This is a genomic window from Albimonas marina (genome assembly GCF_029223255.1).
Taxonomy (GTDB): domain Bacteria; phylum Pseudomonadota; class Alphaproteobacteria; order Rhodobacterales; family Rhodobacteraceae; genus Albimonas.
The window spans coordinates 575,603-591,644 of sequence record NZ_JARHUC010000001.1; the positions used below are offsets into that span (position 1 = coordinate 575,603).

At 73.7% G+C, this 16,042-nt stretch carries 17 protein-coding genes; 8 read left to right on the forward strand and 9 right to left on the reverse strand.

Going from position 1 to position 16,042, the window contains the following annotated elements; all coding sequences use genetic code 11:
• Nucleotides 1-75: 75 nt before the first annotated feature.
• Nucleotides 76-684, reverse strand: a complete 609-nt coding sequence (locus tag P2H44_RS02510) for a TetR family transcriptional regulator (protein WP_275761838.1) — start codon at nt 682-684, stop codon at nt 76-78.
• Nucleotides 685-787: 103 nt separating this feature from the next.
• On the opposite strand from P2H44_RS02510, the gene P2H44_RS02515 reads away from it, so the two are divergent.
• On the forward strand, nt 788-1,258 hold the full coding sequence (locus P2H44_RS02515; RefSeq protein ID WP_275761839.1) for a cupin domain-containing protein: 471 nt from the start codon (nt 788-790) through the stop codon (nt 1,256-1,258).
• A gap of 87 nt (nt 1,259-1,345) precedes the next feature.
• Here the strand turns inward: P2H44_RS02515 and P2H44_RS02520 are convergent, their stop codons facing one another.
• From P2H44_RS02520 to P2H44_RS02535, 4 genes are all read right to left on the reverse strand, one after another.
• A complete protein-coding gene (locus tag P2H44_RS02520; RefSeq protein ID WP_275761840.1) occupies nt 1,346-1,936 on the reverse strand; it encodes a methyltransferase family protein in 591 nt (196 codons plus the stop codon).
• 362 nt (nt 1,937-2,298) lie between these two features.
• Nucleotides 2,299-3,312, reverse strand: a complete 1,014-nt coding sequence (locus tag P2H44_RS02525; protein WP_275761841.1) for a methyltransferase — start codon at nt 3,310-3,312, stop codon at nt 2,299-2,301.
• Nucleotides 3,313-3,436: 124 nt separating this feature from the next.
• Complete coding sequence (locus tag P2H44_RS02530; protein WP_275761842.1) at nt 3,437-4,441, reverse strand: sigma-70 family RNA polymerase sigma factor; 1,005 nt, start codon at nt 4,439-4,441, stop codon at nt 3,437-3,439.
• The gene (locus P2H44_RS02535; protein WP_275761843.1) at nt 4,438-4,938 is read right to left on the reverse strand and encodes a carboxymuconolactone decarboxylase family protein; all 501 of its coding nucleotides are present in this window, start codon (nt 4,936-4,938) and stop codon (nt 4,438-4,440) included. Before P2H44_RS02535 ends, P2H44_RS02530 begins: the two co-directional genes overlap by 4 nt.
• 265 nt (nt 4,939-5,203) lie before the next feature.
• Between P2H44_RS02535 and alc the strand changes: the two genes are divergently transcribed.
• The 6 genes from alc (at nt 5,204) to P2H44_RS02565 (ending at nt 10,123) form a co-directional block, all read left to right on the forward strand.
• Nucleotides 5,204-6,220 (forward strand): allantoicase, encoded by a 1,017-nt coding sequence (gene alc, locus P2H44_RS02540; protein ID WP_275761844.1) that lies wholly within the window; start codon nt 5,204-5,206, stop codon nt 6,218-6,220.
• A complete protein-coding gene (locus P2H44_RS02545) occupies nt 6,217-6,702 on the forward strand; it encodes an ureidoglycolate lyase (RefSeq protein WP_275761845.1) in 486 nt (161 codons plus the stop codon). Before alc ends, P2H44_RS02545 begins: the two co-directional genes overlap by 4 nt.
• A gap of 188 nt (nt 6,703-6,890) precedes the next feature.
• The gene (locus tag P2H44_RS02550; RefSeq protein WP_275761846.1) at nt 6,891-7,502 is read left to right on the forward strand and encodes a hypothetical protein; all 612 of its coding nucleotides are present in this window, start codon (nt 6,891-6,893) and stop codon (nt 7,500-7,502) included.
• Nucleotides 7,503-7,587: 85 nt separating this feature from the next.
• On the forward strand, nt 7,588-8,034 hold the full coding sequence (locus tag P2H44_RS02555) for a hypothetical protein (RefSeq protein ID WP_275761847.1): 447 nt from the start codon (nt 7,588-7,590) through the stop codon (nt 8,032-8,034).
• 139 nt (nt 8,035-8,173) lie between these two features.
• Nucleotides 8,174-9,133 carry an acetyl-CoA carboxylase carboxyltransferase subunit alpha gene (locus tag P2H44_RS02560; protein ID WP_275761848.1) on the forward strand — a complete coding sequence of 320 codons (960 nt, stop codon included), beginning with the start codon at nt 8,174-8,176 and terminating at the stop codon, nt 9,131-9,133.
• Between the two features lie 186 nt (nt 9,134-9,319).
• Nucleotides 9,320-10,123 carry a hypothetical protein gene (locus P2H44_RS02565; RefSeq protein ID WP_275761849.1) on the forward strand — a complete coding sequence of 268 codons (804 nt, stop codon included), beginning with the start codon at nt 9,320-9,322 and terminating at the stop codon, nt 10,121-10,123.
• 20 nt (nt 10,124-10,143) lie between these two features.
• On the opposite strand, the gene P2H44_RS02570 is transcribed toward P2H44_RS02565, so the two are convergent.
• Nucleotides 10,144-11,586, reverse strand: a complete 1,443-nt coding sequence (locus P2H44_RS02570) for a Glu/Leu/Phe/Val family dehydrogenase (RefSeq protein WP_275761850.1) — start codon at nt 11,584-11,586, stop codon at nt 10,144-10,146.
• Nucleotides 11,587-11,881: 295 nt separating this feature from the next.
• Between P2H44_RS02570 and P2H44_RS02575 the strand changes: the two genes are divergently transcribed.
• Nucleotides 11,882-12,691: a GNAT family N-acetyltransferase gene (locus P2H44_RS02575; RefSeq protein ID WP_275761851.1), complete on the forward strand. Its 810-nt coding sequence runs from the start codon at nt 11,882-11,884 to the stop codon at nt 12,689-12,691.
• Between the two features lie 75 nt (nt 12,692-12,766).
• Here P2H44_RS02575 and P2H44_RS02580 read toward each other — a convergent pair whose 3' ends face one another.
• The 3 genes from P2H44_RS02580 to P2H44_RS02590 all read right to left on the reverse strand — a co-directional run bounded on the left by P2H44_RS02580 (nt 12,767) and on the right by P2H44_RS02590 (nt 15,743).
• A complete protein-coding gene (locus tag P2H44_RS02580) occupies nt 12,767-13,513 on the reverse strand; it encodes a YebC/PmpR family DNA-binding transcriptional regulator (RefSeq protein ID WP_275761852.1) in 747 nt (248 codons plus the stop codon).
• A gap of 198 nt (nt 13,514-13,711) precedes the next feature.
• A complete protein-coding gene (locus P2H44_RS02585) occupies nt 13,712-14,020 on the reverse strand; it encodes a hypothetical protein (protein ID WP_275761853.1) in 309 nt (102 codons plus the stop codon).
• Nucleotides 14,021-14,027: 7 nt separating this feature from the next.
• Nucleotides 14,028-15,743: an SLC13 family permease gene (locus P2H44_RS02590; protein WP_275762096.1), complete on the reverse strand. Its 1,716-nt coding sequence runs from the start codon at nt 15,741-15,743 to the stop codon at nt 14,028-14,030.
• Between the last annotated feature and the right edge of the window lie 299 nt (nt 15,744-16,042).

Consider the following 16,042-nt stretch of genomic DNA (forward strand, 5'->3'; position numbering starts at 1 on the left):
GTCCGAGCCGCGCCGAGTCGCCTCTGCGGCGGCGAATCCGGGCGGCGAATCGTTTTTCCGGGCGGGAGGGCGGCCTCAGCCCTTCGGCAGGCGGCGGTCGCAGATCGCGGCGGCGATGCCGGCCACGGCCTCGCGCGCCTCCTCGCGCCCCGCCCCGACCACGTCGAAGAGCGCGATCATCACCTCGGCCCCGGTGGCGGCGGAGAGCTCGCGCACCAGCGCGGCGCGCTCGGCGGGGGGGACGGCGCCGTCCTCGGCCAGCGCGCGCTCGTACATCGTCACCCGGCGCGCCCCGCGGCGGGCGCGGCCGCCGGGGGAGGCGAGCGAGTCGTCCAGCGTGCGGGCCAGCAGCTGGCGGAACTCCGCCTCCCGGTCGCAGGCGAGGTCGAAGAAGTAGAGGCTGATCGCCTCCAGCCGGGCGCGCAGGTCCGCGGCGCCGGCCACCACCGCCTCGTAGGGCGCGACGTCGATGTCGAGCCCGCACTCCACCACCAGCGCCGCGGGGTCGGAGAAGTAGCGGTAGGCGGTGGCCTTGGAGATCCCGGCCTCGGCCGCCGCGGCGGTCACCGTCACCTCCTCCCCCCGCGCGATCAGGCCGCGCGCCGCGGCCAGCAGGGCCTGGCGGGTGCGCGCCTTCTGGGCGGAGCGGGCGGGCGCGGCGCCGGTCTGGGAAGGGAGGGTCATCGGGCGGGCCTCTCGGGGTTCGAGAAAATGAGACGCTTGTCTCATGATGAGACTTGTGTCTTATTATCTCCCAAGAGCGGAATCGGCAAGCGGAGCTTCGGCAATGACCACGCCCCCCCGTCCCCGGACCTATGAGACCCTGGGCATCCTGATGAAATTCCACGCCTTCCCGGAGGATGTGCAGGGCAAGTACTGCCTGGTCGAGGCGGTGGTGCCGCCGGGCCTCGGCGCTCCGCCCAACCACCACGCCGGCGAGACCGAGGCCTTCCATGTGCTGGAGGGCGAGATCGAGTTCATGGTGAACGGCGAGACGATCCTGGCCCGCGCCGGCGATCACGTGCGCATCCCCGACGGCGCGCCGCACGCCTTCGCGGCGAAGGGCGAAACGCCGGCCCGGGTGCTGATCCTCAACGCCCCCGGCCTGATGCATGACCGCTTCTTCACCGAGGTCGGCCGCCCGGTTCCCGACGACACCGTCGCCCCGGCGCCGATGGACGGGCCGCCGGACGTGGCCAAGGTGATCGCCGTGGCGCAGGAGGTCGGCATGACGATCCTGGCGCCGGCCGACGCCTGAGCGTCGACCAGAACTGGGGGGATCAAGAGGGGCGCGCCGGCATCGGCGCGCCCCGTTTCGTGCGCGGAGCGGGGAGGGCGCGGCGGCTCAGGCCGCCAGCGCCTCGCGCGCCCGGCGGAAGCTGCGGGCGTCGAGGAAGCGGGGCGCCTCGCGCATGTACTGGGCGAAGCGCTCGCCGTAGGAGGCGTGCAGCCACCGCTCCTCGTTCAGCGCGAACAGCAGGTAGAGGCCGAACAGCGCCCCGGCGAGGAAGAACGTCCCCCAGGATCCCGCGAACAGCGCCAGCCCCACGGTGGCGAGCACCGAGCTGACGTATTGCGGGTTGCGCGAATAGGCGTAGATGCCGCCCGTCACCAGCCCGTCCTGGGCGCAGTAGGTGTTGTCGAGCCCCAGGAAGGCGTAGCCGCGCAGGGTCACGGCGAAGGCGCCCAGCATCAGCGGCGCGCCCAGGGCGATGCGGCTCCAGTGCTCCCAGCCCAGCGAGCCCCAGTCGAGCAGCGCGTAGAGCACCGTGCCGCCGCAGAAGGCGCGGAACAGGCCGAAGGCGACGGCGTGATGGCGGGAGCCCTTGGGCGAGGGCCAGAAGGCGAAGTCTCGGTCGACGAAGGCGCGCAGCAGGAGCGCGCCGAGCAGGACGGCCGCCGCGAGGGTGACGGCGAGGACCAGGTTTGCGGCCATGAGGGATCTCTCCGACAGGTTGCGTCGGGAGAAAAATGTCGGGTCGCCCGGACGCCCCGTAAAGGGGCGCGGCGGGACGACGTGCCGTAAGGTCTTCATTATGAAATGTTAATGACCGGGCCGTGAAAGCGTTGCGACGCCCGCCGCGGGAAGCGACCGGATCGCCGGCGCGAGCCATGCGCCCGGCGCATAGCGTGGTGAACGGATCGTTTCAGCCGCCGGCAGGGACGGGCGATTCGCGCCTCGGCCCCGCCCGGGGGGCCGAGCGGGGGCCCGGGGCGCGTGCACGATCCGTGCAGACGCCCGTGCATACGCGCGTTGCGTTCCGGGCGCGGGGGACGCGGCCCCCGAGCGGGTCGGCGTCAGCGCGGGCGGCGGCCCATGGCGAGCATGGTCATGCCGGGGATCATCGGGCGGACCGAGACGTCCTCGAACCCCGCCTCGGCGAGGGCCTCGGCGAGCCAGGCGTCGTCGAGCGAGCGGGCCTCGGGGGTGAAGGCGGTGTGCTGGAGCTGCCAGAGGGCGGCGAGCTTGGGGCCCGTGCGCTCGGCCTCCACCACGAAGTCGTGCAGCATGAAGGCGCCGCCGGGGGTCAGCGTGTCGTAGGCCCGCGCGATCAGGTCGCCGTGACGCTCTCCGGGCACGCCGGAGAAGAGGTAGCTCATCAGGATCGCGTCCTGGCCGACCGGCCACTCGGTCTCGAGCGCGTTGCCTTCGACGTAGCGGATGCGGCCCGACAGGCCCGCGTCCTCGACATAGGCGCGGCCCAGCTTCGCGACGTTGGGGAAGTCGACCACGGTGGCCTGGAGCGCGGGGAAGGCCTGGCAGAGCGTGATGGCGAAGGCGCCGGTGCCGCCGCCCACGTCCAGGAAGGACTTGGCGTCGGAGAGGTCCACCAGCTTGGCGAGGCCGCGCGCCGGGCCGAGCGAGCCCGCGTGCTGGGATTCGGAGTAGAGGCGCGCCTCCTCCGGGTCCTCGAACCACTGGGCGTAGGAGGCGGTCGCCTCGTCGGGGAGGGTGTTGTTCAGCGCCGGCTCGATCTGGTCGAGCAGGGAGTACATCTGCCGGTCCACCTGCAGGCGCAGGTAGTCGCCGAAGTCGTATTTCGCGCCCTGGACGAGGAAGGCCTCGGCGGCGGGGGCGTTGGCGAAGGTCCCGTCCTCGACCGAGACCAGCCCCAGGGAGGCGAGGGCGGTGAGCAAGGTGCGGGCGCGCTCGGCCGGCAGGCCCGAGGCCTCGCCGACCTGCTCGGCGGTCTGGGGGCCGGCGGCGAGATGGGTGAACACCCCGTAGTGAAGCGCGGCGAACAGGGCCTTCGATCCCATGAAGCCGAAGGCGATGTCCGAAATCTCCTCGGCCGTGGTGAGCAGCGCCATGCGTCGTCCTTCCGTGTCCGCCAGATCCGTTTGCGACGATGATAGCGGGAAACCGACACGGAAAAACACCCCGCGGCGCAGCATTCCTCGCCGCGGGCGCGAAAGCGGGCGGGCGGCGGGGGGATCAGGCGGGCGGGCGGGGGCGCAGCTCGGGCGGGACCAGGGGCAGGAGGTGGCGCAGCTTGTCGGGGTTGCGGGTGATGTAGACCGCGGCGATCCGGGGGCCCTGGAGCTCGATCGCGACGGTCTGGAGCATGCCGTCGCGGGCGAGCGAGAGCTGGCCCGGCAGGCCGTTCAGGCGCACTGGCCGGGACCAGGGGAAGGCCGGGCCGCCGGGCTTGCGGGCGATGCCGGCGAAGAAGCGGGCGATGCGCTCGGCCCCCAGGATCGGGTTGAGGGCCGCGCGCGCCCGGCCGCCGCCGTCGCTGCGCAGCACCGCCTGGTCGGCCAGCAGGCGGGTCAGGGCGGCGGCGTCGCCGGAGCCGGCGGCCTCGAAGAAGGCGGCGGCGATGCGCGCGCCCTCGTCCGGGTCGACGGCGAAGCGGGGGCGGGTCTCGCGCGCATGGGCCCGGCCGCGGGCGGCGAGCTGGCGGCAGGCGGCCTCCTCCCGCCCCAGGGCGGCGGCGACCTCGGCGAAGGGCAGGCCGAAGACGTCGTGCAGCAGGAAGGCCGCCCGCTCCAGCGGGGAGAGCCGCTCGAGCGCCAGCATCAGCGCGAAGGAGATCTCCTCGGCCGCCTCCGCCGCGGCGGCGGGGCCGGCGTCCTGGGCGACGGGTTCGGGGAGCCAGTCGCCCACGTAGCTCTCCCGCCGCCGCCGGGCCGCGCGCAGGCGGTCGAGGCACAGGCGCGTGACGGTGCGGGTCAGCCAGCCGGCGGGGTTCTCCACCGCCTCGCCCGCCGGCCCGTCGGGCCCGCCGGGGGCGCGCCGCCAGCGCAGCCAGGCGTCCTGCACCGCGTCCTCGGCCTCGGCGACCGAGCCGAGCATGCGGTAGGCGAGCGACACGAGGCGCGGCCGCTCGGCCAGGAAGATCGCCGCCGCGGGGTCCGCGACGGCGCCGGGCGGGCGCGGCGCCCCCTCCCCCGAGGATCCGTCCGCGGGCGGGGACGGGGGACGGGGGCGCCGGCTCATGCGGCCGCGTCCCGCGGGCGGCGGTCGGCCGGGCGGTTCGCCGCGATCTCGGCGGCGGAGGCGGGATGCGGGGTGCGATAGGCCACGTTGAGGCGGTTGTAGAGGTTCATCGCCCCCACCAAGAAGGTCAGTTCCGCGATCTCGGCGGGGGAGAACCAGCGGCGCAGCGCCTCCCACTCAGGGTCCGGGGCGGCGTCGGGGCCCAGGCGCGTGAGGCTCTCGGCCCAGGCGAGGGCGGCGCGCTCGGCCTCGTCGAAGAGGGGGGACTCGCGCCAGCCGGCCAGCATGTGCAGGCGCAGGTCGCTCTCGCCCATCCGGGTCGCGTCGAGGACATGCATGTGCAGGCACCAGGCGCAGCCGTTGAGCTGGCTGACGCGGATCTTGATCAGCTCGCCCAGGCGGGGGTCGAGGGCGCTGCGGTTCAGCGCCTCGCCCAGGGCGCGGGCGGCCTCCAGCGCCAGGGGGCTGTCGGCGTGCCAGCTCGATCTCGGGGTCATGACGGGCTCCTTTCCGGTTTCGTCGCGGTCATGACGTCCGGCGCGCGGGGATCGTGACATGGCGCGCGGATTTTTTCGCGCGGCGCCTTCGGCCGGCCGTGCGGCCGTGGTCCGTCCTCCGGCGCTTTCCGTCTGGCGGCGCCCGATCCGTTCGGCGGCGCCTTTGCGGCGCGCGGTTTCGGAGCTAAACGGGATGGACCCTGCCCGGACGCCCGGACTTCCTCGTGCGGCGCCCGGCCCTTCCCGCTCGCCCGCCGGAGATCCCATGGCCGAAGAGATCGTCGCCCCGCTTCCCGACCTGCCCGAGTGGGCCGCGAACAAGATCAACCTCGCCTCGCCGCGCCTGGGCGCCGAGGCGGTGGCCTGCTCCAACGACTTCTTCGCCGCGATGGGCCGGATGCTGCAGGACGCGCCGGCCGTGTTCCGCCCCGCCGATTTCGACGAGAACGGCAAGTGGATGGACGGCTGGGAAAGCCGGCGGCGACGCGACTCGGGCCACGACTGGTGCGTGGTGCGCCTGGGCGGCAAGGGCGCGATCCACGGGGTGGACATCGACACCTCGTTCTTCACCGGCAACTACCCCCGCGCCGCCTCGGTCTGGGCGACCTATTCCGAGCAGGCGCCGGGCGAGGACGCCGAGTGGGTCGAGATCGTCCCCTCGGTCACGCTGGGCCCGTCGCAGCACCATTTCGTCGAGACGAAGGACGCGGGCCTGTTCAACTGGGTGCGGCTGAACATCTATCCCGACGGCGGCGTGGCGCGCCTGCGGGTCTACGGCTCCCCCGCGCCGAGCTGGGAGGGGTCGGACCGCGAGGGGATCGTGGAGCTGTCGGCGCTGCGCAACGGCGGCCGCGTGCTGGGCTGGAACGACGCGCACTACGGCGACGTCTGGGCGATCCTGTCCGAGGGGCGGGGCCGCAACATGGGCGACGGCTGGGAGACGCGGCGGCGGCGCGAGCCGGGCTACGACTGGATCATCGTCCAGCTCGGCGCCGCGGGCGTGGTGGAGCGGATCGAGATCGACACCGCCCACTTCAAGGGCAACTACCCCGACCGCGCCTCCATCCAGGCCGCGGACGTCGGGTGGGGGACGGATTCGTCGGTCGTCACCCAGTCGATGTTCTGGCCGCGCCTGATGGCCGAGCAGAAGCTGGAGGCCGACAAGATCCACGTCTTCGGCAAGGAGCAGCTCGAGACGCTGGGCCCGATCACCCACGTGAAGCTCAACATCCACCCCGACGGCGGCATCTCCCGCCTGCGGATCTTCGGGCGGCGGTCTTGAGCGCGGGCGAGATCCTGTCGCTGGCGCCCGAGCCGCTGACGCCCGCGGCCTTCGCCCCCTTCGGCCAGGTGATCGAGGCGGACCCCGCCTCGGCCATGGGCATCAACGCGGGCTACACCACCCGCTTCCATGCGCTGGCCGAGGTGGCGGTGGAGGGGGGCGCGCCGATCCTGTCGATCTTCCGCGGCCGCCCGCGCCCGCTGGTCGTCGACATGCTGGAGCGGCACCCGTTCGGCACCCAGGCCTTCATGCCGCTGGGCGGGCGCCCCTGGCTCGCGGTCTGCGCCGAGGCGCCGGGCGCGCCGCTGCGGGCGTTCCTGGCGCGCGGCGACCAGGGGGCGCAGTACGCGGCGGGGGCCTGGCACTTCCCGCTGCTGACGCTGGCCGCGCAGGATTTCCTGGTGGTCGACCGCGCCTCGCCCGAAAGCAACGTCGAGGTCGCCGCGCTGGATGCGCCGGCGGTGGTGGCGCTCTCGGCCTGACCGGGGCGCCGTTCTTCGGGGGCGCCGTCCTTCGGGGGCGGTTTCCGGGGCGCGGGGGCGGTTTGCGGATGCGCCGCCCGCCCTGCGGATCGACGCGGTTCCGCCGGCTCAAGGGCGCCGTTCCGCCTTGGGGGGCGCCGATCTCCTCGTTCGAAGACGCGATCGTCCGAACGACGAAGGAGACCGAGATGACCCAGAGCCTGATTTCCCGCGCGATCCTCGCCGCCGCCTGCGCCGCGGTCGTCGGGGTCGGCGCCGCCTCGGCGGAGACCGTCTATCCCGCCGCGCACGATCCCTCGCGCGCCCAGCCGGTGGAGCATGCCCAGTCCGGCGCCCAGCGCATGGCCGAGGCGGGGACCGTCGACGCCCGCACCCTGATGCAGACCGACACCCGCGTGCAGACCGCGCCCAGCTACGGCCGCCTGCCGGCCGAGACGCGCGACCGCTTCAACAGCCCGCGCCCCGAGATCGCGGTGGATTCGAAGCCCGAGATCGAGGCGCTGCAGGACCCGTCGGCCGAGGCGCGCTATGCCAAGCAGCTCCAGCAGGCGCGCGACCGGGAGGCGATCAAGGAGCGGATGGGCGCCTCGGACCCCGCGGACGCGGCGGCGCTGGGCCAGGAGACGGGGCCGGCGAAGCGGGCCACGATGCTGCCGGGCAGGGTCTCGGGCTCGACCGTGCTCGACACGGGCGCGAGCGTGGACACCGGCGCGAGCGTGGACGCCCGCACCGGGGCGCTGATCGGCGCCCCGGGGCCGACGGTGGTCGAGGGCGTGGACGGCCGGCCGGTGCTGCGCTGAGCGGCCGCCTGACCCTCACGCAGACGCGAGGGCGGCGCGGGCGCTTCGCCCCGCCCTCGCCCCAATCCGCGGGCAGGATCCGCGGATGAGCGATCCTCGACGCCCCTCGACGTCCCCGCGCCCGCCGCGCCGCCGGTGGCGGGCGTTCGGCTGCGCGCTGGTCATCGCCCTCGCGGCAGGGCCGGCGATGGCGCAGCTCTACCAGCCGAACCTGCCCAGCGTCGCGCGCCAGCCGGGGGTGAAGCCGTGCTGCCAGGGCTATGACGCGCGGGGCGCCGCGCGGGCGTTGAGCGTGCAGCAGCAGCAGCTTCGGGCGAGCGAACCGGTTCCGCTGTCGGTCGCGCCGCCGGTCGAGGCGCTGACGCTCGACGGCGGCGACGACGACGACCCGATCCGCAGCGTCCCCGCGCCGGTCGAGACGCGGCCGGGCGTGGCGCTCGACGGCGCGGCCTCGGCCGGGCCGGGGACGGTCTACGACGACGCCTCGCGCGGGCTGTTCCGGCCGCGCAAGCCGCCGGCGCCGCTGAACTGAGGCGGGGTCCGAGAGGGCGCCGCGCGGCGCCCGTCCGCGACGGGATTCCCCGCGGCGCCTTGCCTCCACCCCCCCTTGCGCCCTAAATCCCGCCCGACCCGCGCGGGGTGGAGCCCACGGGACGGAGCTTTGGGAGCCGATGCAGACCTATCTCGACTTCGAAAAGTCGCTCGCCGAGATCGAAGGCAAGGCCGAGGAGCTGCGCGCTCTCGCCCGGCAGGACCCGGAGATGGACGTCGAGAAGGAGGCCCGGTCGCTGGACGAGCGGGCGCGCACCATGCTCGGCGACCTCTACAAGGGCCTGACGCCCTGGCGGAAATGCCAGGTGGCGCGGCACCCGCTGCGGCCCCATGCGCTCGACTACATCGGGGCGCTGTTCACGGAATACACGCCGCTCGCCGGCGACCGGGCCTTCGCCGAGGACCGGGCCGTGGTGGGCGGGCTCGCCCGTTTCCGCGACCGTCCGGTGGTGGTCTTCGGGCATGAGCGCGGGCACGACACGCAGTCGCGCCTCGACCGCAACTTCGGCATGGCGCGGCCCGAGGGCTACCGCAAGGGCGCCCGGCTGATGGAGCTGGCCGACCGCTTCGGCCTGCCGGTCATCACGCTGGTCGACACCGCCGGCGCCTATCCCGGCAAGGGCGCGGAGGAGCGCGGCCAGGCCGAGGCCATCGCGCGCTCGACCGAGATGTGCCTGACGATCAAGACGCCCCTGATCTCGGTCATCATCGGCGAGGGCGGCTCGGGCGGGGCGGTGGCCTTCGCCACGGCCGACCGCGTGGCGATGCTGGAGCACTCGGTCTACTCGGTGATCTCGCCCGAGGGCTGCGCCTCGATCCTGTGGAAGAACTCCGAGAAGATGCGCGAGGCCGCCGAGGCCCTGCGCCTGACCGCCCAGGACCTGCACAAGCTGGGCGTCTGCGACCGGATCATCCCCGAGCCCGTGGGCGGCGCCCAGCGCGACCGCGGCCTGACCCTGCAGCGGGTCGGCCAGGCGATCGGCGAGATGCTGGAGGAGCTCGACCGCCTGTCGCCCGACGACCGCCGCGCGGCGCGCCGGCGCAAGTTCCTCGAGATGGGCAAGCGCGGGCTGGCCTGAGGGCCGGCCCCCGACGCCGACGCCGACGCCGACGCCGCGGGACCGATGCGCGGGGGCTACGCCCGGGCGCGCGTCGCGGCGAGACGACAGGTCGCTGCTTTCGTCACGCGCGAGTCGTGTTAACCTTTCTATCCGAAAGGGTTGCTGCACCTGCGTGCAGCGCCCGATGACGGCGAGGAGGGAGCGATGCGGCGGTCGAGACCAGCCCGGATGCGGCGCGCGGCGCCCCGCGTCGCCACGATCCTGCCGGCCGCGGCGCTGGCCCTGCTCTCGCTCCCGATCCTTCCCGATTCCGCGCAGGCCGAGAAGATCGGCGCGCTCGACAGCTTCTTCGCGACCGGGGACCCTGAGGGCGCGCCCGCGCCGGCCCCGCTGGCGGTCTCCGGGGGCGCCTCGGTGATGGATCCGCAGGCGACGCCCGCGGCGGCCCGGCCCCGGGCGGAGCTGCTGCTGGAGGATGAGCGGGACGCGGGCGGGGCCTCGATCCTCTCGGAAGCGGCGCGCCGCTCGCTCGATGCCGCGCCGCCGGCCACGGCCGCCTCCCTGCGGGTCGAGGATCCGCTGGCCGAGCGGGCGATCGAGACGCAGGCGCAGGGCGTCGCGCCGGCCCCCATGTCCCGCCCGCGCCGGCTGCTGCAACGCACGCCCGCGGCGCCGGCGCCGAGCGCGCAGCCCGAGGAGAGCGTGATCGCGCGGATCTTCGCCGACGCCGAGGACCCGCTGCGCGACGCGCTGCACCGGCGCGACGATCCGATCCGCGCGGGCGGGCTGCTGCTGGCCTCGGGGGCGGCGGCGCTGGACCCCTCGATCAAGGCGCAGGTGATCGACGATGGCGCGCTGCCCGCCGCCGGCGCGGTCGAGATCGAGGCCGACGCGCTGGACCGCCGGGCGATGCTGATCGGGCTGGGCCTGCTGGCCGCCATCGTGACGATGGCGACCGTGATCTTCTCCTTCGCGCCGCGGGGCGGGACCACGCTGGGCCGCCGCTGAGGCGCGCCGCGCGCGGCGTCTCAGAGCCCCATGGCGCGGTAGCTGTCCGCCACCCGGTCGATGGCCACCAGGTAGGCCGCGGTGCGCAGGTCGGGCACGTCGGCGCGGCTGCGCCAGACCTCCCGCATCGCCTGGTAGCTCTCGCGCATGGTGTCGTCGAGGCCGGAGCGCACCAGCTCCAGCTCGGTCGCGCCGCGCAGGTAGTTCTGGCGGAACCCGGCCGACAGCCCCTCGCCCGGCGCGCCGCCCCCCAGCCGGTCGAGCTCGTCGACCAGCAGCTGGTGGCGCGCCTCCTCCCGCCGTCGCTCCATCCGGCCGAAGCGGATGTGGCTGAGGTTCTTGACCCACTCGAAATAGGAGACGGTGACGCCGCCGGCGTTGGCGTAGAGGTCGGGGATGATCACCACGCCGCGGTCGCGCAAATGCGCGTCGGCCGCGGCGGTGACGGGGCCGTTGGCGGCCTCGACGATCAGGGGCGCGCGGATGCGGTGGGCGTTGCCCGAGTGGATCGCGCCTTCCAGCGCGGCGGGGATGAGGATGTCGCAGGGCTCCTCGAGGGCGGACATGGCGTCGGCCCGGAACTCCCCCTGCTCGTAGCCGCGCACGCCGCCGTGCTGGTTGAGGTGGGCCTTCAGCGCCTCGATGTCGACGCCGTCGGGGTCGAGGATCGCGCCGTCGTGCTCGACCACGGCGACGATGCGGGCGCCGTCCTCCTCGGACATGAACTTGGCGGCGTGGTAGCCGACGTTGCCCAGGCCCTGGACGATGATGCGCTTGCCGTGCAGGTCGCCCACCAGCCCCGCGGCGGCGGCGTCGTCGGGATGGCGGAAGAACTCCCGCAGGCCGAACTGGAGGCCGCGGCCGGTGGCCTCGGTGCGCCCGGCGATGCCGCCCTGCGTCAGCGGCTTGCCGGTGACGCAGGCGCGGGCGTTGATGTCGGTGGTGGCCATGCGCCGGTACTGGTCGGCGATCCAGGCCATCTCCCGCTCCGAGGTGCCCATGTCGGGGGCGGGCACGTTCTGGGAGGGGTTGATGAGGTCGCGCTTGATCAGCTCGTAGGCGAAGCGGCGGGTGATGCGCTCCAGCTCCTCCTCGGTCCACTCGCGCGGGTCGATGCACAGGCCGCCCTTGGCGCCGCCGAAGGGGGCCTCCACCAGGGCGCACTTGTAGGTCATCAGGGCGGCCAGCGCCTCGACCTCGTCCTGGTCGACGGACATGGCGTAGCGGATGCCGCCCTTCACGGGCTCCATGTGCTCGGAATGGACGGCGCGGTAGCCGGTGAAGGTGCGGATGCCGCCCCGCAGGCGGACGCCGAAGCGCACGATGTAGGTGGCGTTGCAGACCCGGATCTTCTCCTCCAGCCCGGGCGAGAGGTTCATCAGCGACGCGGCGCGGTTGAACATCAGCTCGACGGACTGGCGGAAGGAGGGTTCCGCGTGGCCGATCGCCTGAGGCGCGTTCATGAGCGTTTCCCCTTTGCTCGACCCGCGCCCGCCCCTGCCGGACGACGACGCGGCCTGGTCGCGGAGGCCGTTGCCCGGCCTCTCGCCCGCCCTTGATCCGACCGGCGTGAGCGCTTGGCAAGCCTCGTCCCACGGCCCCCTCAGGAATGTGACCGTCCGGTAAAGAAATGCTTTCCGATGTGATCAGGCGCGCTTAGGGGCGCGGCGCCTGCGGCAGGATCGTCGCCCGGCATCGGTCCGTCGGGCGCGCGGCATTCTTGGGTGACGCTGCGTCGCGTTCATGCAAGGGTCAGGCATGGCCTTGTCGACCAGATATTTCGGGTCCCCCGAGCAGCAGGCGCTGGAGCGTCGGGCGGAGCTTCTCTGGCAGGTCGTCGCGGGGGATCCGCGGTTCGCGCACCACGGGCGCGCGGTGGCGGTGGTGGGGAACGGGGCGGAGGACGTCGACCTCCAGATCGCGATGGCGCGGCTGCAGGGCGTCTGCCCGGCGCCGCGCCTGACGCCGGAGGTGAAGCAGGCCCGCGCCGCCGCGATAGAGGCCGCGGGACTGGTCACCGACGTCTACGACCACTGGCGACGGGACGCGGGATCGATGGCCGACGTGGCGGAGGTTCTCGCGCGGCGTGCGCTGCCCGAAGGGCTGGTCGTGCGGGAGGCGACGGAGGAGATGAGCGCCGCGGACTTCGACCGGATCGACGCGCTGACCGCGTCCTGCGGGGTGCTGCTGCCGGCCTCGGCCTTTCTCGGCGGGGCGATGGGGCCGGCGGTCTGCCTCTTCGCCGCGACGGCGGAGGGGGAGGCGGTGGGGCTCGCCGCCTCGGTGTTGGAGCAGCGGGCGCGGGACGGCGATCCCGGCTTCGCGATGTGGGGGATGCTGTCCACGGCCGAGGCCTGGCGGGGTCGGGGGATCGCGAAGACGCTGGGCGCGCTGGTGCTGATGGCGATGGCCGAGCGGCACGGCGTCCGCCATTTCGGAACCGGCATCCGCTCGGACAACGTCGAGTCCGCGCGGCTGTGCGCGGGGCTGGGTTTCGCGCCCTCGGGGCTCCTGGACCTGATGGCGATCGACCCGGCGACGATGTCCGGCGGACGGATGACCAGGTAGCGGCGCGCCCGGATGCGCGAAGGCCCCGGGCGGGAACCCGGGGCCTTCTGCAGGTCGGTCGACACGGGCGGCGGATCAGCCGGCCAGCGCCTCCATCACCTCGTCCGACATTTCGAAGTTGGCGGTGACGTTCTGCACGTCGTCGTCGTCCTCGAGCGCGTTGATCAGCCTCATCACCTTCTCGGCGGCCTCGAGGTCGAGGTCGTTGGTGATGTTCGGCTTCCAGACGAGCTTGGCGGTCTCGGCCTCGCCCAGCGACTCCTCCAGCGCGGTCGAGACCTCGTTGAGGTCCTCGGCGGCGCACCAGATCACGTGGGTCTCCTCGTCGGATTCCACGTCCTCGGCGCCGGCCTCGATGGCGGCCTCCATGATCGCGTCGGCGTCGCCGGCGGAGGCGGGGTAGATCACCTGGCCCATGCGGTCGAACATGAACTGGACCGAGCCGGTCTCGCCCAGGTTGCCGCCGTGCTTGGAGAAGGTCGAGCGCACGTTGGAGGCGGTGCGGTTGCGGTTGTCGGTCAGCGCCTCGACCACCACCGCGACGCCGCCGGGGGCGTAGCCCTCGTAGCGGATCTCCTCATAGGTCTCGGCGTCGCCGCCGGAGGCCTTGTTGATCGCGCGGGTGATGACGTCCTTGGGCACCGACTGGGAGCGGGCCTCGCGCACCGCCAGCCGCAGCCGGGGGTTCTTGTCGGGGTCCGGGTCGCCCATCTTCGCCGCCACGGTGATTTCCTTGGCGAGCTTGGAGAAGAGCTTGGAGCGCGCCGCGTCCTGGCGCCCCTTGCGGTGCTGGATGTTGGCCCATTTGGAATGGCCGGCCATGACGAGCCTCTCGCGCGGTTTTCCGATGTCCCGATGGGCCGTCGTCTTAGGCGAAGGCGACGGCCGGGGCAAGGGACGGGAAGGCCCGGCGCCTCCGCCCGCCGCGCGCCGCGGGCGGGCGGCCGGGCCGGGGGCGAGGGTCGCCGCGGCGCCTGCGTCCCGCCGGGCGACGGCCGGGCCTGCGGGACGGCGCGGCGCTCAGACCAGGAACAGGGCCAGCAGGAAGGCGGGGGCGAGGAAGATCAGCGCCAGGCGCAGGCGATGCTCTGTCGCGGCGCGCACCCGCAGGTGCGGGTCGGCGGGCAGGGCCTCGTCCTCGCGCAGGGCCTTCTGCAGCTCCGAGGCGATGGCCATGCGGGCGGGCTTGCGCGCCGCCCGCATCCGCAGCTCCTCGGCGTAGACGGGATGGGCGCGCTCGATCCGGCGGACCATGGCGCGCACGGTCCAGCCCCAGGCGGTGAGGACCGCCAGCAGGGCGAGGCCGAGAAGGACGATCAGAGTCTGCATATCCGCCTCACAGCGGCCAGATCAGCGGGATCAGCAGGCAGGCGACCACGCCCACCAGCAGGTTCAGCCCCAGGCCGATCTTCACGAAGTCGGTGAACTTGTAGCCGCCCGGGCCGTAGACCAGCGTGTTGGTCTGGTAGCCGATGGGGGTGGCGAAGCTGGCGGAGGCCGCGATCATCACCGCCACCACGAAGGCGCGCGGGTCGACGCCCAGCGTGTGGGCGAGCGTGATCGCGATGGGGGTCATCACCACCGCGACGGCGTTGTTCGACACGAGCTCGGTCAGCGCCGAGCAGATCAGGAACAGCAGCCACAGCGCGACCCGCGGATCCACCTTCATCAGCACCGGCGCGATGGCGTCGACCACGAGCCGCACGGCGCCCGAGCTTTCCAGCGCGGCCCCGATGCCCAGCATGGCGAAGATCAGCGCCAGCAGGCGCCCCTCCACCGACTGGAACGCCTCGTCGGCGTCGATGCAGCGGGTGAAGAGGACCACGGCGACGCCGATGGTGGCGGCGGCCACGATGGGCACGACCTCGATGGCCGAGAGGATCACCACGGCCGCCAGCACCGAGATCACGATCCAGGCGCGGTCGCGGCGGTAGGGCCGCTCGGTGGGCGTCGCGATGTCGACCAGGCGCACGTCCTCGGCCAGGCGCTTGATGTCGTCGGGGTCGCCCTCGAGCAGCAGGGTGTCGCCGATCCGCACGAAGATGTCGTCGAGCTGGCGGCCGAGGTTCTGGGAGCGGCGGTGCACGGCCAGCGGGTAGACGCCGTAGCGGCGGCGCAGGCGCAGCTCGCCCAGGCGGCGGCCGACGAGGCGGCAGTCGGGGCCGATCAGCGCCTCGACCGTCACGGTCTTCTTCTCCGAGATCCGGTCGACCATGTGCAGGGCGCGCGTCTCGCGCAGGCCCAGCAGCTCGTTCACGCCGGTGCGCAGGACGACGCGGTCGCCCTCCTGCAGGACCACGCCGGCCATGTTGCGGCGGAGCGATTCGTCGCCGCGCAGGACGTCGATCACCCGCATGCCCTGGCGGCGGAACAGCTCGACCTTCAGCACTTCCTGCCCGATGACGGGGGAGCCGGGGGGGACCGCGACCTCGGTCATGAAGGACAGGCGCTTGCGCTCGCCCAGGAAGTCGGTGATCGCCTGGCGCTCGGGCAGCAGGCGGGGGGCGGCGACGCGCAGGTACAAAAGGCCCGCGGCGGCCACCGCGATGCCCAGGGGCGTGACCTCGAACATCGAGAAGGGCTCCATCCCCGCCTGCCGGGCGACGCCGTCGACCAGCAGGTTGGTGGAGGTGCCGATCAGGGTGCACAGGCCGCCGAGGATGGCGAGGTAGCTGAGCGGGATCAGCAGGCGCGAGCCGGTGGTGCCCACCTTCTGCGCCAGCCGGATGGCGATGGGGATCAGCACCACCACCACCGGCGTGTTGTTCATGAAGGCAGAGGCGGTCAGCGTGAACAGCGCGAAGGCGCCCAGCGTGAGGGCGGGGCGCCCCTCGGCCCAGGCGAGCGCGAGGCGGGTGAACGCGTCGAGCGCGCCGGTGCGCACCAGCGCGCCCGAGAGGATGAACATCGCCCCGATGGTGATCGGCGCCGCGTTGGAGAAGGCGCCGAGCATGACGTCCGGCTCCAGCACCCCGGTCGCCATCAGGACCGCGACGCCGCCGATGGCGACGACCTCGGGGGAGAACCGTTCGAGGCAGAACAGCGTGAACATGGCCACGAGCACCGCGAGGGTGATCAGGGCCGGTCCGTGGGCGAGCAGGACGTCGATCAACGCGTGAGGGCTCCGGGTGCGGTCTGGGTCAGGGGTCGGCGGGCGGCGGACATGAGGAGGGCGGCGGTTCGGTTCGGGCGGCGGGTCTCGGGTGGGCGTGGGCGGGCGCGGGGACGGTCGGTCGGGTCCGGGCCGGCGGCGCCGGGACCGGGCCGCCCGAGGGGGCGGGGCCGGAGGAAGGCGCGGGGCGGTCTGGCTCGGCTGGCGGTCGGGGCGGGCGCTCCGTCTTGTGCGGTCGG